Origin of the sequence: Pauljensenia sp. UMB3104 (assembly GCF_030217285.1) — a bacterium.
Taxonomy (GTDB): Bacteria; Actinomycetota; Actinomycetes; order Actinomycetales; family Actinomycetaceae; genus Pauljensenia.
In genome coordinates this window covers 1-23,514 of record NZ_JASONN010000019.1, presented here as the reverse complement: position 1 = coordinate 23,514, position 23,514 = coordinate 1, and the positions used below count along the sequence as shown (strand labels likewise).

The following is a 23,514-nucleotide window of genomic DNA, read 5'->3' as shown; positions in this document are numbered from 1 at the left end:
CCGCGGGGTATGGTCGCGGGGTATGGTCGCGGCCGGTGGCGGGGCCTAGCCGCGGTGCCTAGCCGTGGCCGGTGGCGGTGCCTAGCCGTGGCCGGTGGCGGAGCCTAGCCGTGGTGCCTGCAGACGACAGCAGCACCCAGCCGAACAAATTTCGCACGTAATTTCCCTCGGTCATTTTTTGAGACCACCCGAAAACGTTGCAATTCCAACGGCACGAATTCAATGTTTGAAGTAATCACAGGGGAATTACGTGCGAAATTACTGATCGCGCACGTTAACCCGATAGGTGGCGGCCTGGGCCCTTTCATGCGCACGTTAACCCGATGGGTGGTGGCCTGGGCGGGCGGCCCACCGTGCCACCAATAGGGTTTAGCTGCGCATTAGCGGGTTACTGGTGCCAGTAGTGGGGCCCAGCTGCCAGATCCGACTCGCATCCGCCTCGCCCGCAGCGCCGAATAGCGCAATCGATGCGTCCACACCCGCCAATTCCGCCAAAGTGCAGACCCATTCAGCCAAAACAGGCCATTTTCAGCGATTTTCGCCCAATGGGTCTGCACTTTGGCGGCCACACCCCCTTCGACTCGCGGCCGCGCCGCCGCCAGTCGGGGGGAATTGCACGACACGGGGGTCCGACACGCCGGCGACACGCCGCAAGAAGGCTTCGTGTAGTGCAAAACCCCCACCGCCACCAACCTGAAGTGCGCCAGTAGTGCGCCGCGTCGCCTACAAGACCGGCGCAGGACCGCTTGGCGCGAAAAAGTTCGCCCAACACCGCCCCTCCAGTGGCTCTTCCGCGAAAAAGTTCTCCCAGCACGCGTAAAAACGCCGAATTTAGGCCAATTTGAGCACGCAGGGCGAATTTTTTCGCGCTTTCACGATCTAACAGCGACGCAGGGAGAACTTTTTCGCGCGTGCAGACGTAGGCCCTCCAGTGCACTACCCATCAGCGACCGGGCCCCACTGGTGTGGAGGGCACCGGCGAGCCCGGAGGGCCAGGCTGCGGTGCCCGTGGGCGGCGGGGCCCGGCCGCGGTATCCACAAACGACAGCAACACCCAGCCCAAGCAAATTTCGCATGCAATTCCCCCACGACACGAATCAACGCGCGCTCAAAAACCGCAGAATATCAACGATTAGATTTCAATACTTGAAATACACTCAGGGGAATTGCATGCGAAATTGCTGGATGACAGAGGGGCCTGGCTGCGGTGCCCGTAGGCGGTGGCAGGGCCTGGCCGGGCTTCGAGGCGACGCGCCGAACCAGACAACAGCGACCGGGCACCACTGGTGTGGAGGGTGCCGGAGGGTCCGGAGGGCTAGGGCGGGCTTCGAGATCGACCACTCCGAGCGAAGCTCGCGTGTGGCGATCTCGCGGGCGGCCGGGCCCGACGGCGCCCGGAACACCCGTGGGCCCACGCAGCAACACACGCCAACGGGTGGGGCGCCTCGCGGCACCCCACCCGTCATCAACACCAGTCGACCAACCGCGGTTAATCAACCGCAGTCAATCAACCAGCACTCACTCCGTCGCCAGCGCCTCCGAGGGGCTGACCTTCGCTGCCCGGCGTCCGGGCAGCCAGGAGGCGATGAGCGCGGACACGATGGCGACGACGCACACGCCGACGAGCTGCAGCCATGGCACGCTCAGCACGGGAGTGGCCCCCTCAACCGGCAGGCTCATGACGCCGACCCACCCGAAGGCGACGCCCATGCCGACACCGATGAGCGCACCGGTCAGCGACAGGAACAGCGCCTCGAGGGCGAGGAGGCTCTTCATCTGGCGTCGCGTCAGGCCGAGGGCCCGCAGCAGCCCGTTTTCGCGGGTGCGTTCGGCGACCGACAGGGACAGCGTGTTGGCCACGCCCACCAGGGACACGAGGACGGACACGCCGAGCAGTCCGACGAGGACGAGCATCAGCCGGTCGATGATCTTCGTGTACATCTGGCGCTCCAGCGCGGAGCCGTTGACACTCAGGTGCGAGTCCTTGAGCAGCGCGGCCTGGACGGTCTCGGCATCGGCTCCGTCGGCCATCTTGATGATGATTGCCTGACGCTCGAGCGAGCTCGCGATGGATCGCAGGGTCTTCTCGGAGACCTGGGCCTCGCCGACGCTGCCGTTCTTGTCGTACACGGCGCTCAGGTCCACGCACGACTCGGCGCACAAGCGCAGCGTCTGCCCGGCCAGGGCCTCGTCGCCGACGCGCACCTGGTCATCACCCATCTGCTTGACGGTCGAGTGGGTGACGCCCGTGTAGTCGGGTTCTCCGGTGATCATGACCGACGAGGCCTGGGCCTCGTCCTCCGACCCAGCTCCCTCGGTGGGGGCGTAGGCGGGCGCGCCCGAGGTGGTCGTCAGGGTGCCGGGGGCGGCGTACTGGGCGACGGTGGCGGCGACGCCGTCGGTGGCCGCGATGGCGGCCTGCTGGTCGTCGGTGAGCGCTCCGCTCGTGGAGGTGGCCATGAGGTCGAAGGGGCGGGCGTCGTTCACGGCGTTGGTGAGGGTCGTGCGCACGGATGCGGCGCCGACGATGATGGTGACGACGAGGGTCACGCCGATGATGATCGCGGTGCCGGTCGCGGAGGTGCGGCCGGGGTTGCGCATCGTGTTCTCGCGGGCCATGGCGGACAGGGTGCCCGGGAATACCGAGCCGAACGCCCGGGTGAGGGCGGGCAGCAGCACGGAAGCGACGAGCAGCGCGCCGAGGAGCGCCAGGAGCGACCCGCCGAAAGCACCGAGGAACTTCGTGCCACCGCTATCCGAGCGCCACGCGAGGGCCACAGCTCCACATCCGGCCACCGCGATGAGCGCGCCGATGATGAAGCGGACGGTGTGCTTCTTGCGGGCGGCGGCCCCGGCCTCGTTCACGGGGGCGAGGGCGGCGACGGGGGCGACGCGGGAGGCGGCGCGGGCCGGGAAGACGCCGACCAGCGTCGTGAACAGGGTGGCGCCCAGCCATGTGAAGACCAGCTGCCAGGGCGAGGCCCCCGCCAGCGCTGCAACGACGCTAGAGGCCAGGCCGGTTCCCGCCTCCGCGAGCGCGCCAATCAGCCAGCCGAGCGCGACGCCAATCGCGGATGAGATCGCTCCGATCGCGAGGGCCTCGCGAGTCACGAGCGAGCGGACCTGTCGCCTGGTTGCTCCCAGCGTGCGCAGCAGCGCCAGTTCGCGGGTGCGCTGCGTGAGCACGACGCGGAATGTCGAGGAGACGACGATAGAGGCCACGAGCGCCGCGATCGCCGGGAAGATCAGCATGATTCCCATCGTCATGGACGCTCCTAGGCGCGCCTGGTTGAGGTCGTCCTGGATTGCCTGGTGCACGCTGGTCACGGTCACGCCCGAGACGCCACTCAAAGCGGAGTTTGCTGTTGCCACCCACTCGTCCTGGGTGGCGCTGGGAGGGTTTGCGTTGCTGTCCTCATCCGATCCGGAAGTCGCGACGATGAACTTCCCGGAGGCGGTCGTTCCGAAGATCGCGGAAAATCCACCGTCGGTCACGTAGCTGGCGGGCACGCCCATGCTGATGGTGTTCGAGCGGGTGGTGCCGACGACGGTGAGGGTGCGGTAGTCGCCCTCGGTGAATCCGGCGCGCACGCGGACGGTGTCGCCGACCTTCAGGGAGAGGGTCAAGGCCGTGTGCTCCGGGATGGCGATCTGGTCGTCGGCAGTCGGGGCGGTTCCGGCGCTCAGGTCGAGGTCCGCGAAGGGCTTGGGAGCCATCGGCGAGATGTAGAGGCCGGCGCGCGTCGCGTCCGTTTGGGCGTCGGCGGGCCACTGGGCCATGTGCTTGATGGCGGTGACGCCGCTGGTTGCGCTCAGGGTTTTTTCGGCGCTTTCGATGGCGCCTTCGGGCGCGTCGTCGTTTTGGGAGACGACGATCGTGCCGCCTCGGTACTGGCTGTAGACGCTGGAGGTCAGGCCCGAGGTCATCGCCGTCATGACAATGAGGGTGATGACGATGAAGGCCGTGGAGATGGCGACGGCCAGGCCGGTGGAAATGTAGCGGCGGCCGTGGGAGCGCAGGTTGGCACTCAGGAGGGAGTTTGTTGCAGACATGAGATGAGCCTTGGGGTGTGGGCGCGCGTTCAGCGCAGCGCCGCGGTCAGGTTGTCGGCGGTGATGTCGCGCAGGTCGGAGACGATGCGGCCGTCTCGGCACACGAGGACGCGGTCCGCGTAGGCGGCGGTGGCGGTGTCGTGGGTGACCATGATGACGCTCTGGCCGAGTTCGTCGACGGCGCGGCGCAGCAGGTCCATGACCTCGGTGGTCGAGTGCGAGTCGAGGTTGCCGGTGGGCTCGTCCGCGACGATGACGGCGGGGCGGCTCATGAGGGCGCGGGCGACGGCGACGCGCTGCTGCTGGCCGCCGGACATCTCGGAGGGGCGGTGACTCAGTCGATCCGCAATGCCCAGGGAGCTGACGATGAGGTCGAACCATTCCTTCTCGGGGGTGGCCCCAGCCAGGCGCATGGGCAGGAGGATGTTGGCGCGCGCGTCCAGGGTGGGCACCAGGTTGAAAGACTGGAACACGAAGCCGATGCGGTCGCGACGCAGCTTGGTCAGCGCGGTGTCTTTCAGGGCGGTGATGTCGGTGTCTTCGACGAAGACGTGCCCGGAGGTGGGGGCGTCGAGGCCGGCGAGGATGTGCATCATCGTGGACTTGCCGGAGCCGGAGGGGCCCATGATGGCGGTGAATTCGCCGGCACCGAAGCCGACGCTCACGTCGTCGAGGGCGCGCACCTGTGCGTCGCCGCTTCCGTAGATTTTGGAGACGCCCTGGAGTCGGACGATGGACGAGGCCGGGGCCGGTGCGGCCGCGGGGGCCTGCGCAATTGTTGTGTTCGTGTTCATGCATCCATCGTGCGCCTGCGGCGTGCGTCACCGCTACGGAGGTTTCCCCTGATTGATCCCCGAGACCACCCGGGGTGTCCTCGGGGATTGTCCCCGGTGCGCCTAGGGGCCGACCGCCGTAGTTCCCGTGTTATGTGCTTGCGGGGTTGTTGGTCCGGACCGCACCACCCATGAGTGAGGACGCAGACACCTACCAGAAATTTCGCATGCAATTCGATTGCGTGAACTTTCAACAACCTCCGGAATCGTTGCAATTCCAACGATGCCAATTCAAATCTTGAAAGAGTCCCAGGGGAATTGCATGCGAAATTGCTGGGTGCACGATAGCCACGTTGGCCTGGCTGCGGTGCCCGTGGGCGGTGGCGGGGCCTGGCCGGACAACGAGTCGACACGCCAAGCCACCCATCAGCAACCCAAGCCCCACTGGTGTGAAGGGCGCCGGAGGGTCCGGAGGGCACGGGCGGGCTTCGAGATCGACCACTCCGAGCGAAGCTCGCGTGTGGCGATCTCGTGGGCGGCCGGGCCCGACGGCGCCCGGAACACCCGTGGGGCCTGAAGCGACTACAACTCGTCCGACTCGCCGCGCGGCTCGCGCAGGGACAGTCCGCGGTAGCGGTTGATGGCAGCGCCCACGTCGATGAGGCGCGGGCGCGCCAGGAACGCTGGGTAGGAGCGGGCGCCGAACTTGCAGACGGCATCCAGGCCTTCGGAGGCGAGGCGCCGTCCGAGCTTGGCCATGAGCTCAGGCATGGACTGCTTGCCGGCCATCTCTTCGAGGACGCCGCGCACGCACCAGGCGATGGTCTCGGCCTGCCCGGGGTCGACGACTGCGGCGACGTCGGAAATGTCGACGGTCGAGCGGTCGATCGTCAGCACGGAAGTGCCCGAGGCCTTGGTGCGCGGGCGGTCCACGCGGGCCTTCGCGGCGGGCACGCGGGGTGCCGCCTCCCAGCTGGTGGGGGCATCGGTGCGGGGGCGCGGCAGGTCGGCCACGACTGAGCGCGCGCGGGAGGTGACGTCGAGGCAGTGGTAGTTGTCCATCATGAGGACCCGGTCGGCCGCGTCGAGGAACGCGCCGGAGCCGCCGACGACCATGATGAGGGAGACCCCGGCCTCGGTGAGGGAGGTGACGCGGTCAACGAGGGGTGTGATGGGTTCCTTCTCGGCGGCGACGAGGTCGCGCATGCGTGTGTCGCGGATGAGGAGGTTGGTCGCGGAGGTGTCCTCGTCGATGAGGAGGGTGCGCGCACCCAGCTCGAGGGATTCGATGATGGAGGCGGCCTGCGAGGTGGAGCCGGAGGCGTTCTCGGTGGAAAACGACGTGGTGTCGGCGCCGCCGGGCAGGTGGGTGATAAACGGTGAGATATCGACGCCGGTGACGGCTCGCCCGTCGGCGGCACGCACCTTCGTGGCGGTGGGGTCGGTGGCGACGAGTTCGCGGCCGTCGCCGGGGATGTGCGCGTACACGCCCTGGGCGATGGCCTCGAGGAGAGTCGACTTGCCGTGGTAGCCGCCGCCCACGATGAGGGTCAGGCCCGGGGGGATCGCCATGCCACTCACCTCGCCGGCGTGCGGCAGGGTGACGGTGGCGCGCAGGGACTCGGGGGCGGAAAAGGCAACGACGCCGTCACCGGTCAGGGGCGTTTCGGAGATGCCGGATCGGCGCGCCAGCATGGCCTCGTCGGCGACGAAGGACACCCAGCCGCGCTCCTCGAGGATCCCCTGGAGGGCGCGGTAGTCCTCGTAGGCGGCGACGTGGCCGAGGAGACGGGAGCGCTTGCGGGTCGTGTCCGGGTCCTCGGACACGAAGTCGAAGCAGTCCATGACGATGTTGGGCACATCCACGTCGAAGAGGCGGGCGGCGGTCTTGCCGAGGATCGTGCGGCCTCGCGCGGGGAGCTTGACCTGGAAGCGCACCTCGACGCGGTCGGGCAGGACGGTCGCGTAGGAGCGCTGGAGGATGAGGGCGCCAGCGCGGGCAATCGACACGTCGCGCGTGCCGCGGGCGCGGATAGCCTCGTCGAAGGAGCGGGCAATAAAGTCGGCGGCGGCCAGGCGCGCGTCGGACGAGGCCAGGGCGGCCTCGGGCAGTCCCATGGCCTCGGGCGTGGACCAGGCGCGCAGGGACGAGGGCGGGGCGTAGGGGTCGGCCTGCACGTGATCGATCGCGAGGGTGAAGTCCCCGTAATCCCAGGCACCGAGGGCGTTCTTGTAGAAGCCGTAGGGGCGTCCGTCCGCGTATCGCAGCTGGTCGAGGAGGTCAGCGTCGCTTCCGGACGTCGAGCGCGAGGGTGCTTCGTATCGGGGAGTCATACCCTCAAGAATACAGGCGGAGCCTGCAGGAACGGCATCACCGTTCCTACAGGCTCCCGTGTGTGAGGAGTCAGCACTGTCGAGCGACTCTCACGGTGGCGTCAGTCGAGGATAGCGACGATAACCCCGAGAATGAAGAAGAAGGCCTGGATGGACACCATGACGATCGAGACGATCTTCGCGGCCTTCGTCAAGCTCCGGATGTTCTGCGGTGCGCCCTGATTCTTGGCGTTGGAGTCGATGATGAAGGACCAGATCACCGACGGGATCGACACGAGGAACCACAAGACGAACCAGCTGATCACTGACACAACGATCGCGATGATCGCTTGGGTACGCAAACTGTCGAACTGCGCGGATGCGGGCGAGGGGTACATCGGCTGGCCGTACACGGGCTGACCGTATGTCGGCTGACCATAGGCCTGCTGGGGCTGGCCGTACGAGGCCTGGGCTCCCTGGCCGTACTGCGCGTACTGATCTGCTCCGGGCTGGCCGAACTGAGGCTGCTGGGCGTACTGGTCTGCTCCGGGCTGGCCGTACTGCGCGTACTGATCTGCTCCGGGCTGGCCAAACTGAGGCTGCTGGCCCTGAGCGGAGGCAGCGTAGCCGTCCTGCGAAGGAGCGTACGACGCGTCGCCAGAGCCGTTCGGCGCGTAGGACTGCTGTTCCTGGGTTGCGGGCGCGTAGCCGCCCTGCGAAGGAGCGTAGGAACCACTACCCGAGTCGTTCGGCGCGTAGGGGGCGTAATTATCCGCAGGGGTCGGGTTCAGGGGATCGCTCACTGGAGGCTCCAATTCTTCTCTCAGATCAATACGAGAAGCATCCTAACAGGAGGCTCGCACATACACGTGTGGGGTCCGGATCGAGACTCGATCCGGACCCCACACGGTTCACAACTCAGTAGTTCGAGCCCTCTGCCATGATGGCAAGAACAACAAAACCGATGATGAACACGAGGCCCAGCGCAAGGACGACAGCGTGGATGATCGTGCAGATCTTCGCGGTGTTACGAGCACTCGCCAGATCCGTTGCAATGTCGAGCGGGGCGCCGAGGTTCTGAGCCTCAGCCGTCATGTTGTTCGCCCAGATCCACATGCCGCCGGACAGGAAGAGGCCGCCGAAGATGAAGCTCACGAAGGAGAAGATACGAACGGTCGAGGCGTTCGAACGGATCTTCTCGAGCGCGGGGTTCAGCGCGTAGGCCTGGCCGTACGCACCCTGCGGGGCTCCCTGGGGGGCCTGGCCGTAGGGGGCCTGCGGCGCGCCCTGCGGGGCCTGACCATAGGGGGCCTGACCGTAAGGGGCCTGACCGTTGGAGGGGTACTGATTGGTGGGATCGCTCATGGGATACTCCGAATGGAATAGGTCAGCAGATACGCGGCTCATCCTAGCGCACGCACAGCAGCATCAGTAACCAACGGTGACGGGAGAGCAATGCGCCACAGCTCGTCAGCGGCAGCGGTGGGCACCCCGCAGGGGATGCCCACCGCCGTCGCTCGGACGAATCAGTAGTCCGCCCCGCCCAACAAGGCCAGCATCAGCAAGGGGAAGACAAAGGAGAAGATGATCAGGAGCACGATGCCGACAATCTGAATGATGCTGCAGATCATCGCAATCTTTCGAGCACCACTCACATCATTCATCACGTCCATGGGGGCGTTAAGACCCTGGGCCTCGGACACGAGCATGCCACCCCAGACCCACGCGCCGATCGAGAGGATCGGCCCGATGGTGACGAAGCTGATAAACGCCATGATGCGAACCATCGATGCGTTCGAACGCACACGCTCAACGGCAGGGTTCAGGGCGTACCCGAAGCTCCCGTAGGCGGGCTGACCATAGCCCTGCGGCTGCCCGTAGCCCGGCATGCCCGGCCCCGCGCCGTACGGAGGCTGCCCCGCACCATACCCCGGTTGCCCCGCGCCGTACGGGGACGCTCCCCCATACGAGGCCTGGGACCCGTATGCCGACTGCGCACCGTACGTGTCCTGCTGCCCATAGCCGCCTTGGTTCGCGCGATCAACGCCGTAGGGATTCGTCAGATCACTCATCGCTTGCTCCGAGAAGAAGATGTGAGGGGATATACCCCCACATCATACGAGCGCTTTCTCGAAAATCCGAATAAACGACGACGCTCTCACGCGCCATCACCCCCCATTTCCCGGCCCCTCAGCCCCGGCCTCGTCCCCCATAAAACGGCGCGGGGGCCGGTTTCCCGACCCCCGCACCACCCGACACACGGGCGTGACGTCACAGCATGCAGGACACGCAGCCTTCGACCTCGGTCCCCTCCAGGGCCATCTGGCGCAGGCGCATGTAGTACAGGGTCTTAATGCCCTTCCTCCACGCGTAAATGTAAGACTTGTTCAGGTCACGCGTCGTCACCGTATCCGGGTAGAACAGCGTGAGCGACAGGCCCTGATCCACGTGCTGGGTGGCCACCGCGTAGGTGTCGATGATCTTCTCCGGGCCGATCTCGTACGCGTCCTGGTAGTACTCCAGGTTCTCGTTCGTCATGTACGGCGCCGGGTAGTAGACGCGGCCGATCTTGCCTTCCTTGCGGATCTCCACGCGGGACACGATCGGGTGAATCGACGACGTCGAATTATTGATGTACGAGATGGAACCCGTCGGAGGCACAGCCTGCAGGTTCTGGTTGTACATGCCGTACTTGGCCACGTCGGCAGCCAGGGCCTCCCAGTCCGCCTGGGTCGGGACCTTGATCGACGAGGCGGCGAGCAGCTCACGGCACTTGTCCGTGGTGGGAGCCCACTCCTCGTCAATGTACTTGCGGAAGAACTCGCCCGACGCGTACTTCGACTCCTCGAAGCCCTCGAAGGTCTCGCCGCGCTCGCGCGCAATCTTGCACGAGGCCTTGATGGCCTCGAACAGGACCGTCATGAAGTAGATGTTCGTGAAGTCGAGCGCCTCCTCGGACCCGTAGTGCACGCGCTCGCGCGCCAGGTACCCATGCAGGTTCATCTGGCCCAGGCCGATCGCGTGGCTCATCGCGTTACCGCGGGCAATCGACGGCACCGAGCCGATGTCCGACAGGTCCGAGACGGCCGTCAGACCGCGAATCGCCATCTCGATCGTCTTGGAGAAGTCCGGGGAATCCATGGTCTTCGCGATGTTGAGCGAGCCCAGGTTGCAGGAGATGTCCTTGCCGACGTGGGCGTAGGACAGGTCGTCGTTGTAGGTCGAGGCCTCGGACACCTGGAGGATCTCCGAGCACAGGTTCGACATGGTGATGCGGCCCTTGATCGGGTTCGCCTTATTCACCGTGTCCTCGAAGACGATGTAGGGGTAGCCGGACTCGAACTGGATCTCCGCGATCGTCTGGAAGAAGCGACGCGCGTTGATCTTCTTCTTGTGGATACGACCGTCGTCCACCATCTCGTGGTACTTCTCCGTCACCGAAATCTCGGAGAAGGGCACGCCGTAGACGCGCTCCACGTCGTAGGGGCTGAACAGGTACATGTCCTCGTTCTTGCGGGCCAGCTCGAACGTGATGTCCGGGATGACGACGCCCAGGGACAGCGTCTTGATGCGGATCTTTTCGTCCGCGTTCTCGCGCTTGGTGTCCAGGAACTGCATGATGTCCGGGTGGTGCGCGTGCAGGTACACGGCGCCCGCGCCCTGACGCGCACCCAGCTGGTTCGCGTAGGAGAAGGAATCCTCGAGCAGCTTCATGACGGGCACGACGCCGCTGGACTGGTTCTGGATCTTCTTGATCGGGGCGCCCGACTCACGCAGGTTCGTCAGCTGCAGGGCGACGCCGCCGCCGCGCTTGGACAGCTGCAGGGCGGAGTTGATGCCGCGCGCAATCGACTCCATGTTGTCCTCGATGCGCAGCAGGAAGCAGGAAACCAGCTCGCCGCGCGCCGCCTTGCCAGCGTTGAGGAAGGTCGGGGTGGCCGGCTGGAAGCGACCCGTCATGATCTCATCCACGAAGCTGCGAGCCAGCTCAATGTCGCCGCGCGCCAGGTACAGGGACACCATGGCGACACGATCCTCGAAGCGCTCCAGGTAGCGCTTACCGTCGAAGGTCTTGAGCGTGTACGACGTGTAGTACTTGAACGCGCCCAGGAACGTCGGGAAGCGGAACTTGTGGGCGTACGCCTGCTTGTACAGTTCCTTAATGTCCGCGAAGTCGTACTGGTCCAGGACGTGCTTCTCGTAGTAGCCCTCGTCCACCAGGTACTTCAACTTCTCTTCCAGGTCATGGAAGAACACCGTGTTCTGGTTGACGTGCTGGAGGAAGTACTGGCGAGCCGCCGCACGGTCCGCGTCGAACTGGATGTGTCCGTTCGCGTCGTACAGGTTAAGCTGCGCGTTCAGCGCGTGGTAGTCCAGCTCCGGGGAGGGAGCTTCCTCTACGCCTGTGTCGGTGTAGTTTTCTGCCAAAACTGTTCCAGTCCTTCGCGAACTCTGGAGACGTCCTCGGGTGTACCGAGGAGCTCGAACTTGTACATGTGGGGGACCCCCAGCTTGGCCGCGATGATGTCGCCCGCGATGCAGTAGGCCTTGCCGAAGTTAGTGTTGCCCGACGAGATGACGCCCCTGCACAGGGCACGATTGTCGGGGTCGTTCAGGAACTTGATGACCTGTTTGGGCACCGCTCCCTTAATATTTCCGCCGCCGTAAGTGGGCACAACGAGCACGTACTCGTCGGTCACGTGCAGGGGTTCATCCTTGGGAAGCAACGGGATTCGCGCCGCCGGGAGGCCGAGCTTTTCGACGAAACGGCGGGTGTTGCCCGTCGCCGACGAGAAGTAGACGACGATGCCCATGATGATCCTTCCTGCTTGGCGGGATGCTGAATCTCTAGTGTCTCACTGACGAGGCCCGGGCGGGCTCCCCTGGCTCGCGTGTCCCATGTGGGATGATCGACGCGTGCGGCTCGGCGTGTGCGCGCGCTGCTTGCGGCGGGCTCGTGCGCCGCTTGCCGGCGCACGCGCAAGGCCATCTGGTCAGCGATTTTCCCCGGCCCTGCCGATGCTTCACTCCCCCACTCCCGTGAGCGCGTGCGCGCCCTTTTCAAGCGAGCGAGCCCCGGCCTCGTCCCTGCCCGGATATACGAAAGCCCCGGCCTCGCGGCCGGGGCTTATCGGCCAGACTCAGGCCTGCAGCGCCAGGGGGGCGGCTGCGGCGGCGACGGCCTTGATGCGGTCGGGGCGGAAGCCGGACCAGTGATCCTCGCCGGCCACGACGACGGGGGCCTGCTGGTAGCCGAGGCCCTTAATGAAGGCGAGGGACTCCGCGTCCTGGGTGACGTCGATCTTCTCGTAGGAGACGCCCTGCTTGTCGAGGGCGCGGTAGGTCGCGTCGCACTGGGGGCAGCGGGGCTTGGAGTAAACGGTGATCGACATGTTCGTGTCTCCTTGCGGCTCAAGGCCGGACGTTGGCATCCTGTGTTGACTTACTAGCGGCTCGTTCGCCGCGAACACGACAACACTACACCTCGTGGCCACCCGCGCAAGCGACCCCTAGATGTTGTGTGCGACGCCCCGACTGTGGACGAGGACAGAAGGGTCTGTGGATGGAGCGGGCGGTCAGGATCTCGGAGGGGTCGTTGCGGTTTGTCGCCCCCTTCGCGCAGGTGCGCGAAGATGCGCGCAAACATTGGGGTTTGTCGCTAACCTACGAGCACATTGAGGGGCCTCCACCACCCCCACACGCACCTGTGCACCCTGTGGACGGACGCATCACCACCCTGTGTATAACCACCTGCCAACCACCCAAAAAATGTCGAGCGTCACACTCTTTGGCGGCGGCCTTGGGCGTGTCGCACCCGCACATCTAGGGGTCGTTGGCGACTAAGCGCCCCTAGATATAGGGGTGAGTGGCATTTTCGGCGAAATCGCTGGAATCCTGCGGAAAGGCGGTCGCGGAGAGACAAACAGGACACCAAGAAGGCTTCCCCGATGGCCAATGATCCCTACATCGAGGCGCCGGTGCGGGCCCTAGATACGGGCCCTAGATGCGGGCCCTAGATGCGGGCCCTAGGTAGAGGTGCCCATATGCGTCCTAGATCCAGGAGGGCACCCCTAGATATGGACCGGTGCGCGAGATACGGACCGATGCACGAGATATGGGCCGATGCACGCCCGATCTCGCTGCTGGCGCGTGCCTCCATTCTCTTTACCAACGCGTCCCCTAATACTCTTTGCCCGTGCACACCCAGCACACCATCGGCCACCCCAGTAACGTGCCCTCCCCCAATTTCGCATGCAATTCCAAAACACAAGTGACACAGCATCCCGAACTAACACACACCAGCATGATGCTCGCAGTGAATTGCATGCGAAATTGCTGGACAGCGACCAGTTATACCGAGTACCACCGAAACGGATGCATCCATGCGGCCTGCAGCCCTGGCTGCAGACCCCTTGGTTCCCACAGTCGACTCGCAACGATCCCTAGCGCCACGCCACGAAGCCTCCACCGGTACAAAACTCTCCCAGCACGCAGCCCAGAGGGATCACCCGGTACAAAACTCTCCCCGCACACACAAAAACGCCGATTTCGGCCCACTTTCCGCACGCAGGGAGAATCTTTTCACGCTCACGCCAATAACAAGCCACGCAGGGAGAACTTTGTACCGCACGCGAGGCCGGTGCCGGTACAAAACTCTCCCAGCACGCGGCCCCGTAGGGCCCACCCGGTACAAAACTCTCCCAGCACACGGCCCCGTAGGGCCCAACCGGTACAAAACTCTCCCAGCACGCGGCCTCGTAGGGCCCACCCGGTACAAAACTCTCCCGGCACGCCCGAAATACCCCTTTTCGGCCCACTTTGAGCCAGCAGGGAGAGTTTTGTACCGCTTCCACCACCACCAAGCCGAGCAGGGCGAAAAAAGTCACGCACCAACACCCCACCTCACCCCAGTAACGTGCCCTCCCCCAATTCCGCATGCAATTCCAAAACACAAGTGACACAGCATCCCGAACTAACACAAACCAGCATGATGCTCGCAGTGAATTGCATGCGAATTTCGGTACGCGCCCCTAGATTGGCGGCTTTCATGACACCAACGTGCCGCCGGGAACGCACAAGACCACAGCACCGCAACAAAACTCGCCCAACAACCCGCCTTCTCGGGCTCACCGCGAAAAAGTTCGCCCAACACAGCCCCTCCAACGGCACTTCCGCGAAAAAGTTCGCCCAGCACGCCAAAAAACGCTGATTTTAGGCCATTTTGGGTGCGCCGGGCGAACTTTTTCGCGCTCACACCCACGCCAAGCCGAGCAGGGCGAACTTTTTCGCGCACAAGACACAGCACAATGGCGACGCTGAAACCGACAACACCTCTTCGACCGAAAAACGCGCCAAAAACACCCGTTTCTCACCCGCGAAGGCGACACCGGTTTCAACCCCACGCGGGCACAAGCTCGCAAAGGCGACAGGGGTTTCAAAGAACCGAACCGCCTGGTCTACGGGGCCTGGCCGCGGCGCCGGTGGGCGGCGGCAGGGCCAGGGCGGCAACACACGAACGACAGCCACGCCCGATTGGAGGTCGCCGCGGGGCCTGCGGGACCTAGCCGGGCTTCGAGACGACGCGCCGAGCGAAGCTCGCTGCGCGGCCGGCTCGCGGGCGGGCAGGCCCCGCGGCGGCCGGAAATCAGGCGAGGTGAAGCAACGCCGAACATCCGGCGGAACAAAGCAAAGCCGAACATCCGGCAGGACGAAGCAACGCCGGAGATCAGGAGGCACCGCCCACGGGCACACACAGCGACCAAGCCAAGCGGACAGCAAGGCCCGACGGCGCCCGAAACACCGGCGGCGCCCCAAGCACCGCCGCAGGAAACGGAAAGCCTACAGCCCCAGGAACGCCTTGATCGCAGGCATTTCGCGGACAGCCTGGACCAGGCCGGCACGGTAGGTCGCCTCCAGGCGCTCGCGCCGCGATTCGGTGTTGTTGATCCACAGGTTGTCGGGTGCGAACACGTAGGCCTGACCTCGTTCCTCGAGCTCGAAGAGGAAGCGGCGGCCCGCGTTGTAACGGTCGGTGCGCAAGGCCACGCCCTCGAACACGGACGGGAATGAATGGTAGGCGGTACGCAGGAGGGCGCCGACGCTGGCGGGCATGGGGCCCTTCACGAAGTCGCGGGGACGGGTGAGGACGACAAGGAGCTTGCGGTAGCCCTCGCGCAGGGGCTGGTCGAAGGGCAGACCGCCGTTGGGCCCGAGCGCGCCGTCGACGTAGGTGTCGCCGTCGATCTCGACGGCCGGCATGAGGATCGGCAGCGTAGAGGAGGCGCGGATGATGGGGCCGAGCGTGTCCAGGGTGCTCATTTCTTCCTTGGAGAACCAGCGGACCTGCCCGCGCGAGGCGTTGAAGGTGGCGACGCGGGTGGTCGCCGGGTTCGCCAGGAAGGTATCCATGTTGAAGGGAAGGGCGCCGTCGGGGTAGCAGATCTGCTGGTAGATGTACTCGGCGTTGAAGTAGCCGTGTCCCTTGCGGAAGTGCTTGAGGCCGCCGAATTCGGGGTCTTCGACGAGGTCGACGAAGGTGTCGTGGGAACGCTGAGCGTCGCGGGAGGTGAAGTTGCACAGGTGGCTGGACCCCGCGGAAACCCCGGAAATGTGGGGGAAGTTGATGCCTTCGGCGATGAGTCGGCTCACGAGCGCGGCCGTGTAAGCGTTGCGCATGCCGCCGCCTTCGAACACGAGGGCGGTGTCGTCGATGGTGACCATCGTGGCGATGGATTCTTCGGGGGTCGGGTAGTGCTCTGGCGTTTCCTTCACGTTTCGACCCTACCGCCGCGCCGTGAACCTACGCGCGCGTATGTCCTGTAAAGACCACGTAGTGGTAGAAGAAGAAGCGGAACGCTGTGCCCAGGGCGAAGCCGACGACGTAGGCGGCGATGTTGTCTGCCAGCGCCGAGGTGTACCCGAGGATGTGGTGGGTGAACAGGAGGCAGAACTGGGTGATGCCGATGCCGCAGGCGTTGGCGAAGAAGAAGAGGATGGCTTCGCGGGTGGCGTTTTCCTGTGTGCGGCCTCGGTAGGTCCACAGGCGGTTGGCGATCCACGAGTACAGGGTCGCGGTCGCGGCGGCGACGAATTGCGCGGTGTTGGGGTGCCCGGCGAGCACGCCGAGCGGCCCGTGCTGGAGCAGGTTGAACAGTCCGGCGTCGACGATGTACGCGGTGGCGCCGACCATGCCGAATTGGATGAACTCGCGCACCCAGGCGAGGAGTCGCTGCGTCAGGCTCAGGGACGAGGCCGAGGCCGCTCCCCCTTGACCCTGCCCTCGGGCGCCAGCCTGAGTGAGGGACGAGGCCGGGGCGGGCTCCTCGTTCACCTGTCCGCGGGCGCCAGCCTGAGTAAAAGGGGCGGAGGGGTCCGCGAGCGCCGCGGGTTCGAGCGCGGCAGCGGATCCGCGCAAGGGAGCTTGTTCGTCGTTCACCCCCCTAGTCTCGCACGGTCGCGCCGCTGTTTCGTGGATCCTCATCAGTTGGCCCACCTCTAAGATGGTTCCCATGACTGAGACGACCCCGCAACAGACACCCCAGGCCTCGCCACACACTCCCCCGGTCGCTCCGAAGCGTTACGGGTATCGGGTGCGCGACCAGTTCGGGCAGCATTTTGATGACCCCTGGGATTGGTTGCGTGACGGCGAGGACCCCGAGGTGCGCGCGCACCTGGAGGCGGAGAACGCGTGGGCGGACGCGGTGACGGCGCCGACGCGCGAGGCGGCCGCACGCCTCGTGGAGGAGGTCAAGGCCTCCACGGCACTCACCGACGTGACGGTTCCGATCCGCGAGGGCGAGTTCTGGTACTTCCGTCGTTTCACGGAGGGCCAGTCCTACGCGACGCATCACCGCGCGCCGGTGGAGCGCGACGAGGCCGGGGCGCCGATCCCGCTCGTCCCCGAGCCGGGCGTGCCCACGCGGGGTGAGGAGCTCCTCGTCGATGAGAACGAGTGGGCGCGCGGGCAGGAGTTTTTCCGCCTGGCGGACCTGTACCCGTCCCCGGATGGGCACCTGATCGCGTGGGCGCGGGACACGAGCGGGGATGAGCGCTACACGTGGGTCGTGCAGGAGGCGTCGGGCCGGGTCATCGACGAGGCCGTGGTGGACGCAGGCTACGGCTTCGCGTGGGCGGATGATTCCGCTTCCTTTATCTACATGGGCGTGGATGACGCGTGGCGCGCGTGCGACGTGTGGTTGCACCGCGTGGGCACGCCTCGCGAGGCCGACGAGCTGCTGCTGGTCGAGCCGGACGAAGGCTTCGAGATGGGGTTCGCTCCCTCGGGTTTCCCTGGGCACGTCGTCATTCATTCGTCGTCGTCGACGGCGGGCCGCGCGTGGCTGTGGCTGCCCGCCCACCCGTCGGTGCGCCCACTGCCGCTCATGCCGGCGCGCGCCCGCACGCTGGTGTCGGCGGATTCGGCGGGGGATCGCCTGTTCATCGTGCATACGGGGCTGACGCAGGAGGGTGCGCTCGCGCAGGCGATGCTGCCCGAAGGGGGGTCGCCCGAGGCGTTGGCGCGCCTCGGCGTCGCCTCCTCCCCCGCGTATAGTCGCCAGGCCCTGGCGGATCGCACGCCGGGCACTCCCCTGCCGGAGGATGAGCCCGCGCCCCTCACGCCGTTCGAGTCCTGGGAGCCGCTGCGCAGCCCCGGCCCCGGCGAGCGCATCACCGACGTCGAGGCCCACATGGACTACGTGGCGCTCTCGCTGCGTTCGGACTCGCTGACGCAGGTCGACGTGTGGGATCGCCGCGAGCCCACACCCACGTGGCGGCGCGTGGAGGTCGACGCCCCGGTGCGCACGATCGCGACCGTGCCGACCCCGTGGGAGGATCCGCTTCGGGTTGAGTTCCAGTCACAGACCGTGCCCCCGACGGTCGCGGAGGTTGCTCTGCCGGACCTGGCCCCGGCCTCGTCCCCCGAGGACACAAGCGAGACCGCGGCCCTGAGCGTGCGAACTCTGCGCACCCACGAGGCGCCCGGCTGGGACCCCGCCGAGTTCGTCGAGGAGCGCGTGTGGGTGCTCGCGCGCGATGGCGCGACCCGTATCCCCGTCACCCTCATCCATCACCGCGACGCGCGTCCAGACGGCACGCACGCGGGCTGGCAGATCGGGTACGGCTCGTACGAGGTCAGCTACGACCCCGAGTTCGAGACCCTGCGTCTGCCGATCCTGCGCCGCGTCGTCTACGCGATCGCGCACGTGCGCGGCGGCGGCGAGATGGGCCGCGCCTGGTACGAGGACGGCAAGGAGCTGGTCAAGGAGCACACCTTCACGGACTTCATCGACGTGGCCGACTGGCTGGTCGACTCCGGGTGGGTGGCGCCCGGCCGCCTGGTCGCGGAGGGCCGCAGCGCCGGAGGCCTCCTCATGGGCGCGGTCACCAACGCCGCCCCCGACCGCTTCCGCGCGATTCTGGCGGGTGTGCCCTTCGTGGACGCGCTCTCGACGATCCTGGACCCGTCCCTGCCGCTCACCGTGGGCGAGTGGGAGGAGTGGGGCAATCCGCTGACCTCGCGCGCAGTGTTCGACGCGATGAGCCGCTACACGCCGTATGAGAACGTGCCCGACGGCGCGCTCCTGCCCGCGATCATGGCGACGACGTCGGTCAACGACACGCGCGTCGAGTTCGTCGAGCCCACCAAGTGGGTGCAGCGCCTGCGCGAGGCCACCGGCCAGGTTCCCTCCACGGACGAGGCCGGGGGGTCTGCGCCCGCCCGCGACCCGCTCGAGCGTCCGATCATCCTGCGCACCGAGATGGTCGCCGGGCACGCCGGCCCCTCCGGGCGCGAGGGCCGTTGGGCGGCGCGCTGCGAGGAGTTCGCCTTCGCGCTGGGCCAGGTGGGCGTCACGGTGTAACGGGTGGGGGCGGTCTTCGTTGGAAGACCGCCCCTCTCGTGTTGCGTCACTGTGCCGCGCGGCTGCACGCGTTACTGGGCGCCGCCGTTCCACCCCGGACGCACCGCGAAGGACTGAATGTCCAAGGCACTCGAGATATAGCCTTCGTTGAGGTAATAAGCCAGGTCACGGGTCGTGAAGATGTCACGCCACTCGCCGCCTTCCCAGGGCCTGTACGAGAGGGTCACGACGCGGTCAGTTCGGCGATCCGTCAGCGCGTAGACGCCGGTCTCGGTCACCTGGAAGGTCACCAAGTATCCGTCCGGCCCATACCTTGGCGTATCAAGCGAAAACAAGTAACGTCCCTGGCCACTCGCCGGGTCGACAGCGAAAGCATCCCCACCCCACGACACGAACCTGTACTCGTTACCCACGCGAATCGCTTCACTATCGGAAACACCCAGGTCTTCACCCAGCTCGATAGCGTTCCCATCCTCATCGACCACGGGAATAATCGTGCGTTGCCCCGTCGACAGGTCCCACCGCTGGAGAACGAGCCATTCCCGTTCGCCATTCTTCTGCGCACTGGGCACCGTGATGACCTCCCCTTCGCAGTCGAACATGTGCTGGTTCGAGGACAAGCCCTCACCCATAGGCGCAACCGCAAGGACCGGGGGAACATCACCGTCAAAGTCGTTGAGCTGAACAACCACCTCCAGAGCCTCCGGCATATCACCACCGCCGAACTGGGCAGCGTAGGCCTCGAAAGCCGCCGACTTAATGCTCTCGGACTTCTCAGTAGTCGTGATCGCCACGATCCGGCCGCCACACTGTCCGATGCCACGGCCGACACCTTCAGTTTCGACACTCGCGTGAGTTCCGTCAGGGAAGAGGGTGCCGATGTGGTAGTCGTTGCTTTCCCGCCGCACGGCAACAAGTGCTCCATCTGGGAGCGCGTAGCGTTGAACATCGCCGCGGCGAGTGAACTGCCACGTGGTCTGCTGCGTCCCGCTGTCCGTCGTCACGTAGTCCTGGCTCGGCGAACCGTAGAAGACGCCACGGTCACTCCACAGCACGTCTCCGCCGTTTATCTCGTCGACGGATGCCACCTGGCCTCGCCCCTGCGCGTCGAGGAGCACAATCCAGCCGTCGTAGTACGGTTTATCATCACCCGCCGTCGTCCTGCCGCCCCCGAGCCGCAGCGCGATCACCGCATCGTTCGTCGTGAGGAAACCGACCGGCTTTCGGGTTAAGTTCCCATGAAAAACGCAGCTCCACGCCAGCGCGGCAACCGAGAGCACGACGACAAGAAGCGCCCATCGGCGGGCGTGCCTCGACTTCTTCGAACGACCGTTCTCTTGTTCGTCGGCAGCCGTCTCACAAAGCTCGTCGAGGCGTTCCCCCATGCGTATCTTCCCTCTCCTCGCGGCAGCGGGCGCTTCCACGCCCACCCCAGAGTCTAGGGCACGAGGCCCGGGCGGCCCCAGCCTCGTCCCATCGAGTTACGTCCCGACCGAGCGCGAACCCCGGACAGACAGACAGCGTTACTGGGCGCCGCCATCCCAGCCCGGGCGCAGCGCGAAGGACTCAATGCTGCGCCTGTACCCCATCAGCAGATTTCGCTCCACGAGGTAGCGCGACATTGTGCCCGTTGTCAAGAGCACACGCTTGCCGCCCCCATCCCACGGCTGGTACGAAAGAGTGAGGACGTCCTCATCATCATTCTGCTCGAGCACATACACGCCGGTCTCACTCACCTGGAACACCGCTGGGTTGCGAGTTTTCTCCGATGGAATCGAGAAAAGGTGCCTGGCGTTGCCGCTCGTCACATCAACCGCGTAGGCGTTGCCTTTCTTCGTCACAAACCGGTACTCATCCCCCACCCGGATCGCTCGAGAATAGTAGAGGAAATTATCCTGATCCGTTTCGATGGGCTGTCCTGCTTCATCGAGTACAGGAATGATCGTGCGCTGCCCTGTAGTCAGATCCCATCGCTGCAGGACCAAAACCCCATCGAATGGCTGCCTTGTGCCATTACGCACAGCGGCTGGGTCTTCCTGCTGAATACTCAGCACCGTGATGACGTTCCCGTCGCACGGAACACTCATCCGACCCGTCAGCAGGCCATCAATCGCAGGTGCCACCGCAAGGAGTCGGGGAACATCACCATTGGGTTCATCGATCTGAATCACAGCAGCAACATTCTCCGGCATGTCACCGCCCGACTGGGCTGCATAGGCCTCGAACGCCGCCGACCTGATGCTCTCAGAATCCTCAGTATCGGTGATCCCAACAATGTGCTGCCCACACTGCCCAATCTCACCCCTAGTATCGGGGATTTCCGTCGTCTCAATGCGCCCATGAGGGTGGATCGTGTCGACCCTGATCCCCTCGCCCAAAGCTACGACAGCAATTCTCCCGTCCGGGAGCAAGAAGCGTTGATACTCAGAGATCGACGGTTGTTTAACATCGATCTCCTGCGTTCCCTGATCGGTCGTCACGTATTCCTTATCCGGCGCCCCAAAGGAGAGACCACGATCAGTCCACAAGAAAGCGACAGTGCCGTACCTTTTCGCCTCGATACGGGTCGCCTGCCCCCGCCCCTGCGCGTCCAGCAGCACGATCCAGTTGTCTTCCGGCGGGTCCGGAAGTCCCGCCGAGAACTTTCCCTCGCTCAGCCGCACAGCGATCACCGCATCCCCCACACTCAGCTGATCAGCCCGTTTCTCCGTCACCGCCCCCTGAGACACACAGCTCGACATCAGCATGACGATCGACAGTGCTGCCGCGCCGACACCGGACCGGCGCACGCCCTTGCGGCTGAGCGATCCCTTGCGGGTCTTCGCACGGCTACCACCGGTCAGCGGCTCGTCAGTATGCGGCTTCATCGTCCTGATCCATTCTCGTCACTGCGCTAACGGGCGCATCATGTGCCCGCATCCGAGTCTAGGGCACGACACCCGATCACCCGATCCCAGGCCCACCTACCGCGCGGGACAGCGACACCGAGCCCCGGCCTCGTCCCCCTTCCGATCAGGCAAGCGGGATGCCGATAGGATGAGGGCATGACGATTACGGCGGCGGCAGACGGTTCTTCCCTCGGCAATCCCGGGCCCGCGGGGTGGGCCTGGTACGTGGACGAGGACACGTGGGACGCGGGCGGCTGGCCGCAGGGCACCAACAACCTCGGCGAGCTGACCGCCATCCTGCGCCTGCTCGAGGCCACGGCCGAGACCGGCGAAGAGCTGCACATCCTCGCCGACTCGCAGTACGCGATCAACGTCGTGTCCAAGTGGCGGCTCGGCTGGAAGAAGCGCGGCTGGACGAAGGCCGACAAGAAACCCATCAAGAACCTGGAGCTCATTCAGGAGATCGACCGCGCCATGGAAGGGCGCCGCGTCACCTTCGAGTGGGTCAAGGGCCACGCTGGGCACCATATGAACGAACGCGCCGACGACCTCGCGCGCGCGTGTGCCGAGGCCTACCAGGCTGGGCGCACACCCGAGCCTGGCCCGGGGTTTGGGGGCGGTGCCCACGGGTCGCGCGGGTCCGCGTCTGCGGATCAGGCGTCGGCGGATCAGGCGTCCGGGGGCGCTGCCGCTGCGTCCTCGTTGATCGAGACGCACGATTCTCCCACTGCTTCTGACACGCCGGAGAGCGCGTCTGCTTCACACGCGACCGCCACGAACGAGGCCAGCACCGACGAGGCCACGACGTCGACTTTCCGTTCTCATCCCAGCGTTTTCTCCGCACCCACTGAGGCGACCGAACCCGCGGAGGCGGCCCCGGCCTCGTCCGTGAGTGAGCCCGCGATCACCACGGAGGACGCGGTCGCCCGCGAGCGCGAGTTCATCCTGGCGTGGACCGGCGGCGATGAGGAGGCGCTGGCGGCCATGACCGACGAGCGCACGACGCGCATCTGGCCGGGCGGCGGCGCGACGACGACGCTGGCGGGGCCCTCTCCTGCCTCGCCGTCCATCGGCCGCATCGACGCGCACAACCTGGGCGGGGCGTTCCTGACCCGCTACCGGGTGCGTTGGGAGGGCGGCGCGTCGCTGGAATCCAGCGTGTGGGCACCGGCAACGTCTGGCGAGGCGCGCCTGGTCATGGTGCACCACCAGTCGACGTTGATCGGCTGAACCGGGAGGTTCTGTCGCGGGTGGGCTCGGCTCGCGCGTTCGGCGGGCGCGCTCCGGGCACGACAGCCGCACTCTCTCCAAAAGTCGCATGCAATTCGGCCGCCCGAATAAACGGCACCGCCCACAAACGTTGCAATTCCAACGACGTGAATTCAATGTTTGAAGCAATCTCAGGGGAATTGCATGCGACATTGTTGGGAAACCACTCCATGGCCGTGGCCGCGGTGAGGAGAGGTTGCATCTCAGCAGCCAGTGCACGCGTCCCGGCCCAATCCAGCCCCTTACGCGGATAGGTTGCGCACATGCGGATAGGTTATGCGGCTCTTCAGAGTTGAGTGTGGGTGGAGGCGTCTAGGCCTCCTGCGATGAGGAGCATTCGGAGTTGGTAGTTGGTGG

15 protein-coding genes are annotated in these 23,514 nt (G+C 65.6%); 2 read left to right on the top strand and 13 right to left on the bottom strand.

The genetic code is table 11. The features are described 5' to 3' along the window. Positions 1 to 1,518: 1,518 nt before the first annotated feature. The 11 genes from QP415_RS08640 to QP415_RS08590 all read right to left on the bottom strand — a co-directional run bounded on the left by QP415_RS08640 (position 1,519) and on the right by QP415_RS08590 (position 16,575). Positions 1,519 to 4,053 (bottom strand): FtsX-like permease family protein, encoded by a 2,535-nt coding sequence (locus tag QP415_RS08640; RefSeq protein ID WP_285099710.1) that lies wholly within the window; start codon positions 4,051 to 4,053, stop codon positions 1,519 to 1,521. Positions 4,054 to 4,082: 29 nt separating this feature from the next. Continuing rightward, positions 4,083 to 4,847, bottom strand: coding sequence for an ABC transporter ATP-binding protein (locus tag QP415_RS08635; protein ID WP_285099709.1), 765 nt, complete (start codon positions 4,845 to 4,847; stop codon positions 4,083 to 4,085). A 561-nt stretch (positions 4,848 to 5,408) separates the two neighbouring features. Continuing rightward, positions 5,409 to 7,160, bottom strand: a complete 1,752-nt coding sequence (locus tag QP415_RS08630) for an ABC-ATPase domain-containing protein (RefSeq protein WP_285099708.1) — start codon at positions 7,158 to 7,160, stop codon at positions 5,409 to 5,411. Positions 7,161 to 7,261: 101 nt separating this feature from the next. Next, on the bottom strand, positions 7,262 to 7,942 hold the full coding sequence (locus QP415_RS08625) for a hypothetical protein (protein WP_285099707.1): 681 nt from the start codon (positions 7,940 to 7,942) through the stop codon (positions 7,262 to 7,264). A 115-nt stretch (positions 7,943 to 8,057) separates the two neighbouring features. Further along, a complete protein-coding gene (locus QP415_RS08620) occupies positions 8,058 to 8,504 on the bottom strand; it encodes a proline-rich domain-containing protein (RefSeq protein WP_016460792.1) in 447 nt (148 codons plus the stop codon). Positions 8,505 to 8,665: 161 nt separating this feature from the next. Further along, entirely contained in the window at positions 8,666 to 9,211 is a 546-nt protein-coding gene (locus QP415_RS08615) for a hypothetical protein (protein WP_285099706.1), read from the bottom strand. 199 nt (positions 9,212 to 9,410) lie between these two features. Next, positions 9,411 to 11,567: a class 1b ribonucleoside-diphosphate reductase subunit alpha gene (nrdE, locus tag QP415_RS08610; protein WP_016460790.1), complete on the bottom strand. Its 2,157-nt coding sequence runs from the start codon at positions 11,565 to 11,567 to the stop codon at positions 9,411 to 9,413. Continuing rightward, positions 11,537 to 11,953: a class Ib ribonucleoside-diphosphate reductase assembly flavoprotein NrdI gene (gene nrdI / locus QP415_RS08605; protein ID WP_048677669.1), complete on the bottom strand. Its 417-nt coding sequence runs from the start codon at positions 11,951 to 11,953 to the stop codon at positions 11,537 to 11,539. The genes nrdE and nrdI overlap by 31 nt, the downstream gene beginning before the upstream one ends. 327 nt (positions 11,954 to 12,280) lie before the next feature. Further along, the gene (gene nrdH / locus QP415_RS08600) at positions 12,281 to 12,532 is read right to left on the bottom strand and encodes a glutaredoxin-like protein NrdH (RefSeq protein ID WP_016460788.1); all 252 of its coding nucleotides are present in this window, start codon (positions 12,530 to 12,532) and stop codon (positions 12,281 to 12,283) included. Between the two features lie 2,446 nt (positions 12,533 to 14,978). Continuing rightward, positions 14,979 to 15,911: a patatin-like phospholipase family protein gene (locus QP415_RS08595; RefSeq protein WP_048676410.1), complete on the bottom strand. Its 933-nt coding sequence runs from the start codon at positions 15,909 to 15,911 to the stop codon at positions 14,979 to 14,981. A gap of 28 nt (positions 15,912 to 15,939) precedes the next feature. Next, positions 15,940 to 16,575 carry a GtrA family protein gene (locus QP415_RS08590; protein WP_442953476.1) on the bottom strand — a complete coding sequence of 212 codons (636 nt, stop codon included), beginning with the start codon at positions 16,573 to 16,575 and terminating at the stop codon, positions 15,940 to 15,942. A gap of 64 nt (positions 16,576 to 16,639) precedes the next feature. Here QP415_RS08590 and QP415_RS08585 point away from each other — a divergent pair, with 64 nt between their 5' ends. Next, positions 16,640 to 19,000 (top strand): S9 family peptidase, encoded by a 2,361-nt coding sequence (locus QP415_RS08585; protein WP_285099705.1) that lies wholly within the window; start codon positions 16,640 to 16,642, stop codon positions 18,998 to 19,000. Between the two features lie 71 nt (positions 19,001 to 19,071). Here QP415_RS08585 and QP415_RS08580 read toward each other — a convergent pair whose 3' ends face one another. Continuing rightward, complete coding sequence (locus tag QP415_RS08580) at positions 19,072 to 20,385, bottom strand: hypothetical protein (RefSeq protein ID WP_285099704.1); 1,314 nt, start codon at positions 20,383 to 20,385, stop codon at positions 19,072 to 19,074. A 138-nt stretch (positions 20,386 to 20,523) separates the two neighbouring features. Further along, positions 20,524 to 21,867 carry a hypothetical protein gene (locus QP415_RS08575; protein ID WP_285099703.1) on the bottom strand — a complete coding sequence of 448 codons (1,344 nt, stop codon included), beginning with the start codon at positions 21,865 to 21,867 and terminating at the stop codon, positions 20,524 to 20,526. A gap of 177 nt (positions 21,868 to 22,044) precedes the next feature. Here QP415_RS08575 and QP415_RS08570 point away from each other — a divergent pair, with 177 nt between their 5' ends. Next, positions 22,045 to 23,118: a ribonuclease H family protein gene (locus QP415_RS08570; RefSeq protein WP_285099702.1), complete on the top strand. Its 1,074-nt coding sequence runs from the start codon at positions 22,045 to 22,047 to the stop codon at positions 23,116 to 23,118. The last annotated feature ends 396 nt before the right edge of the window (positions 23,119 to 23,514 follow it).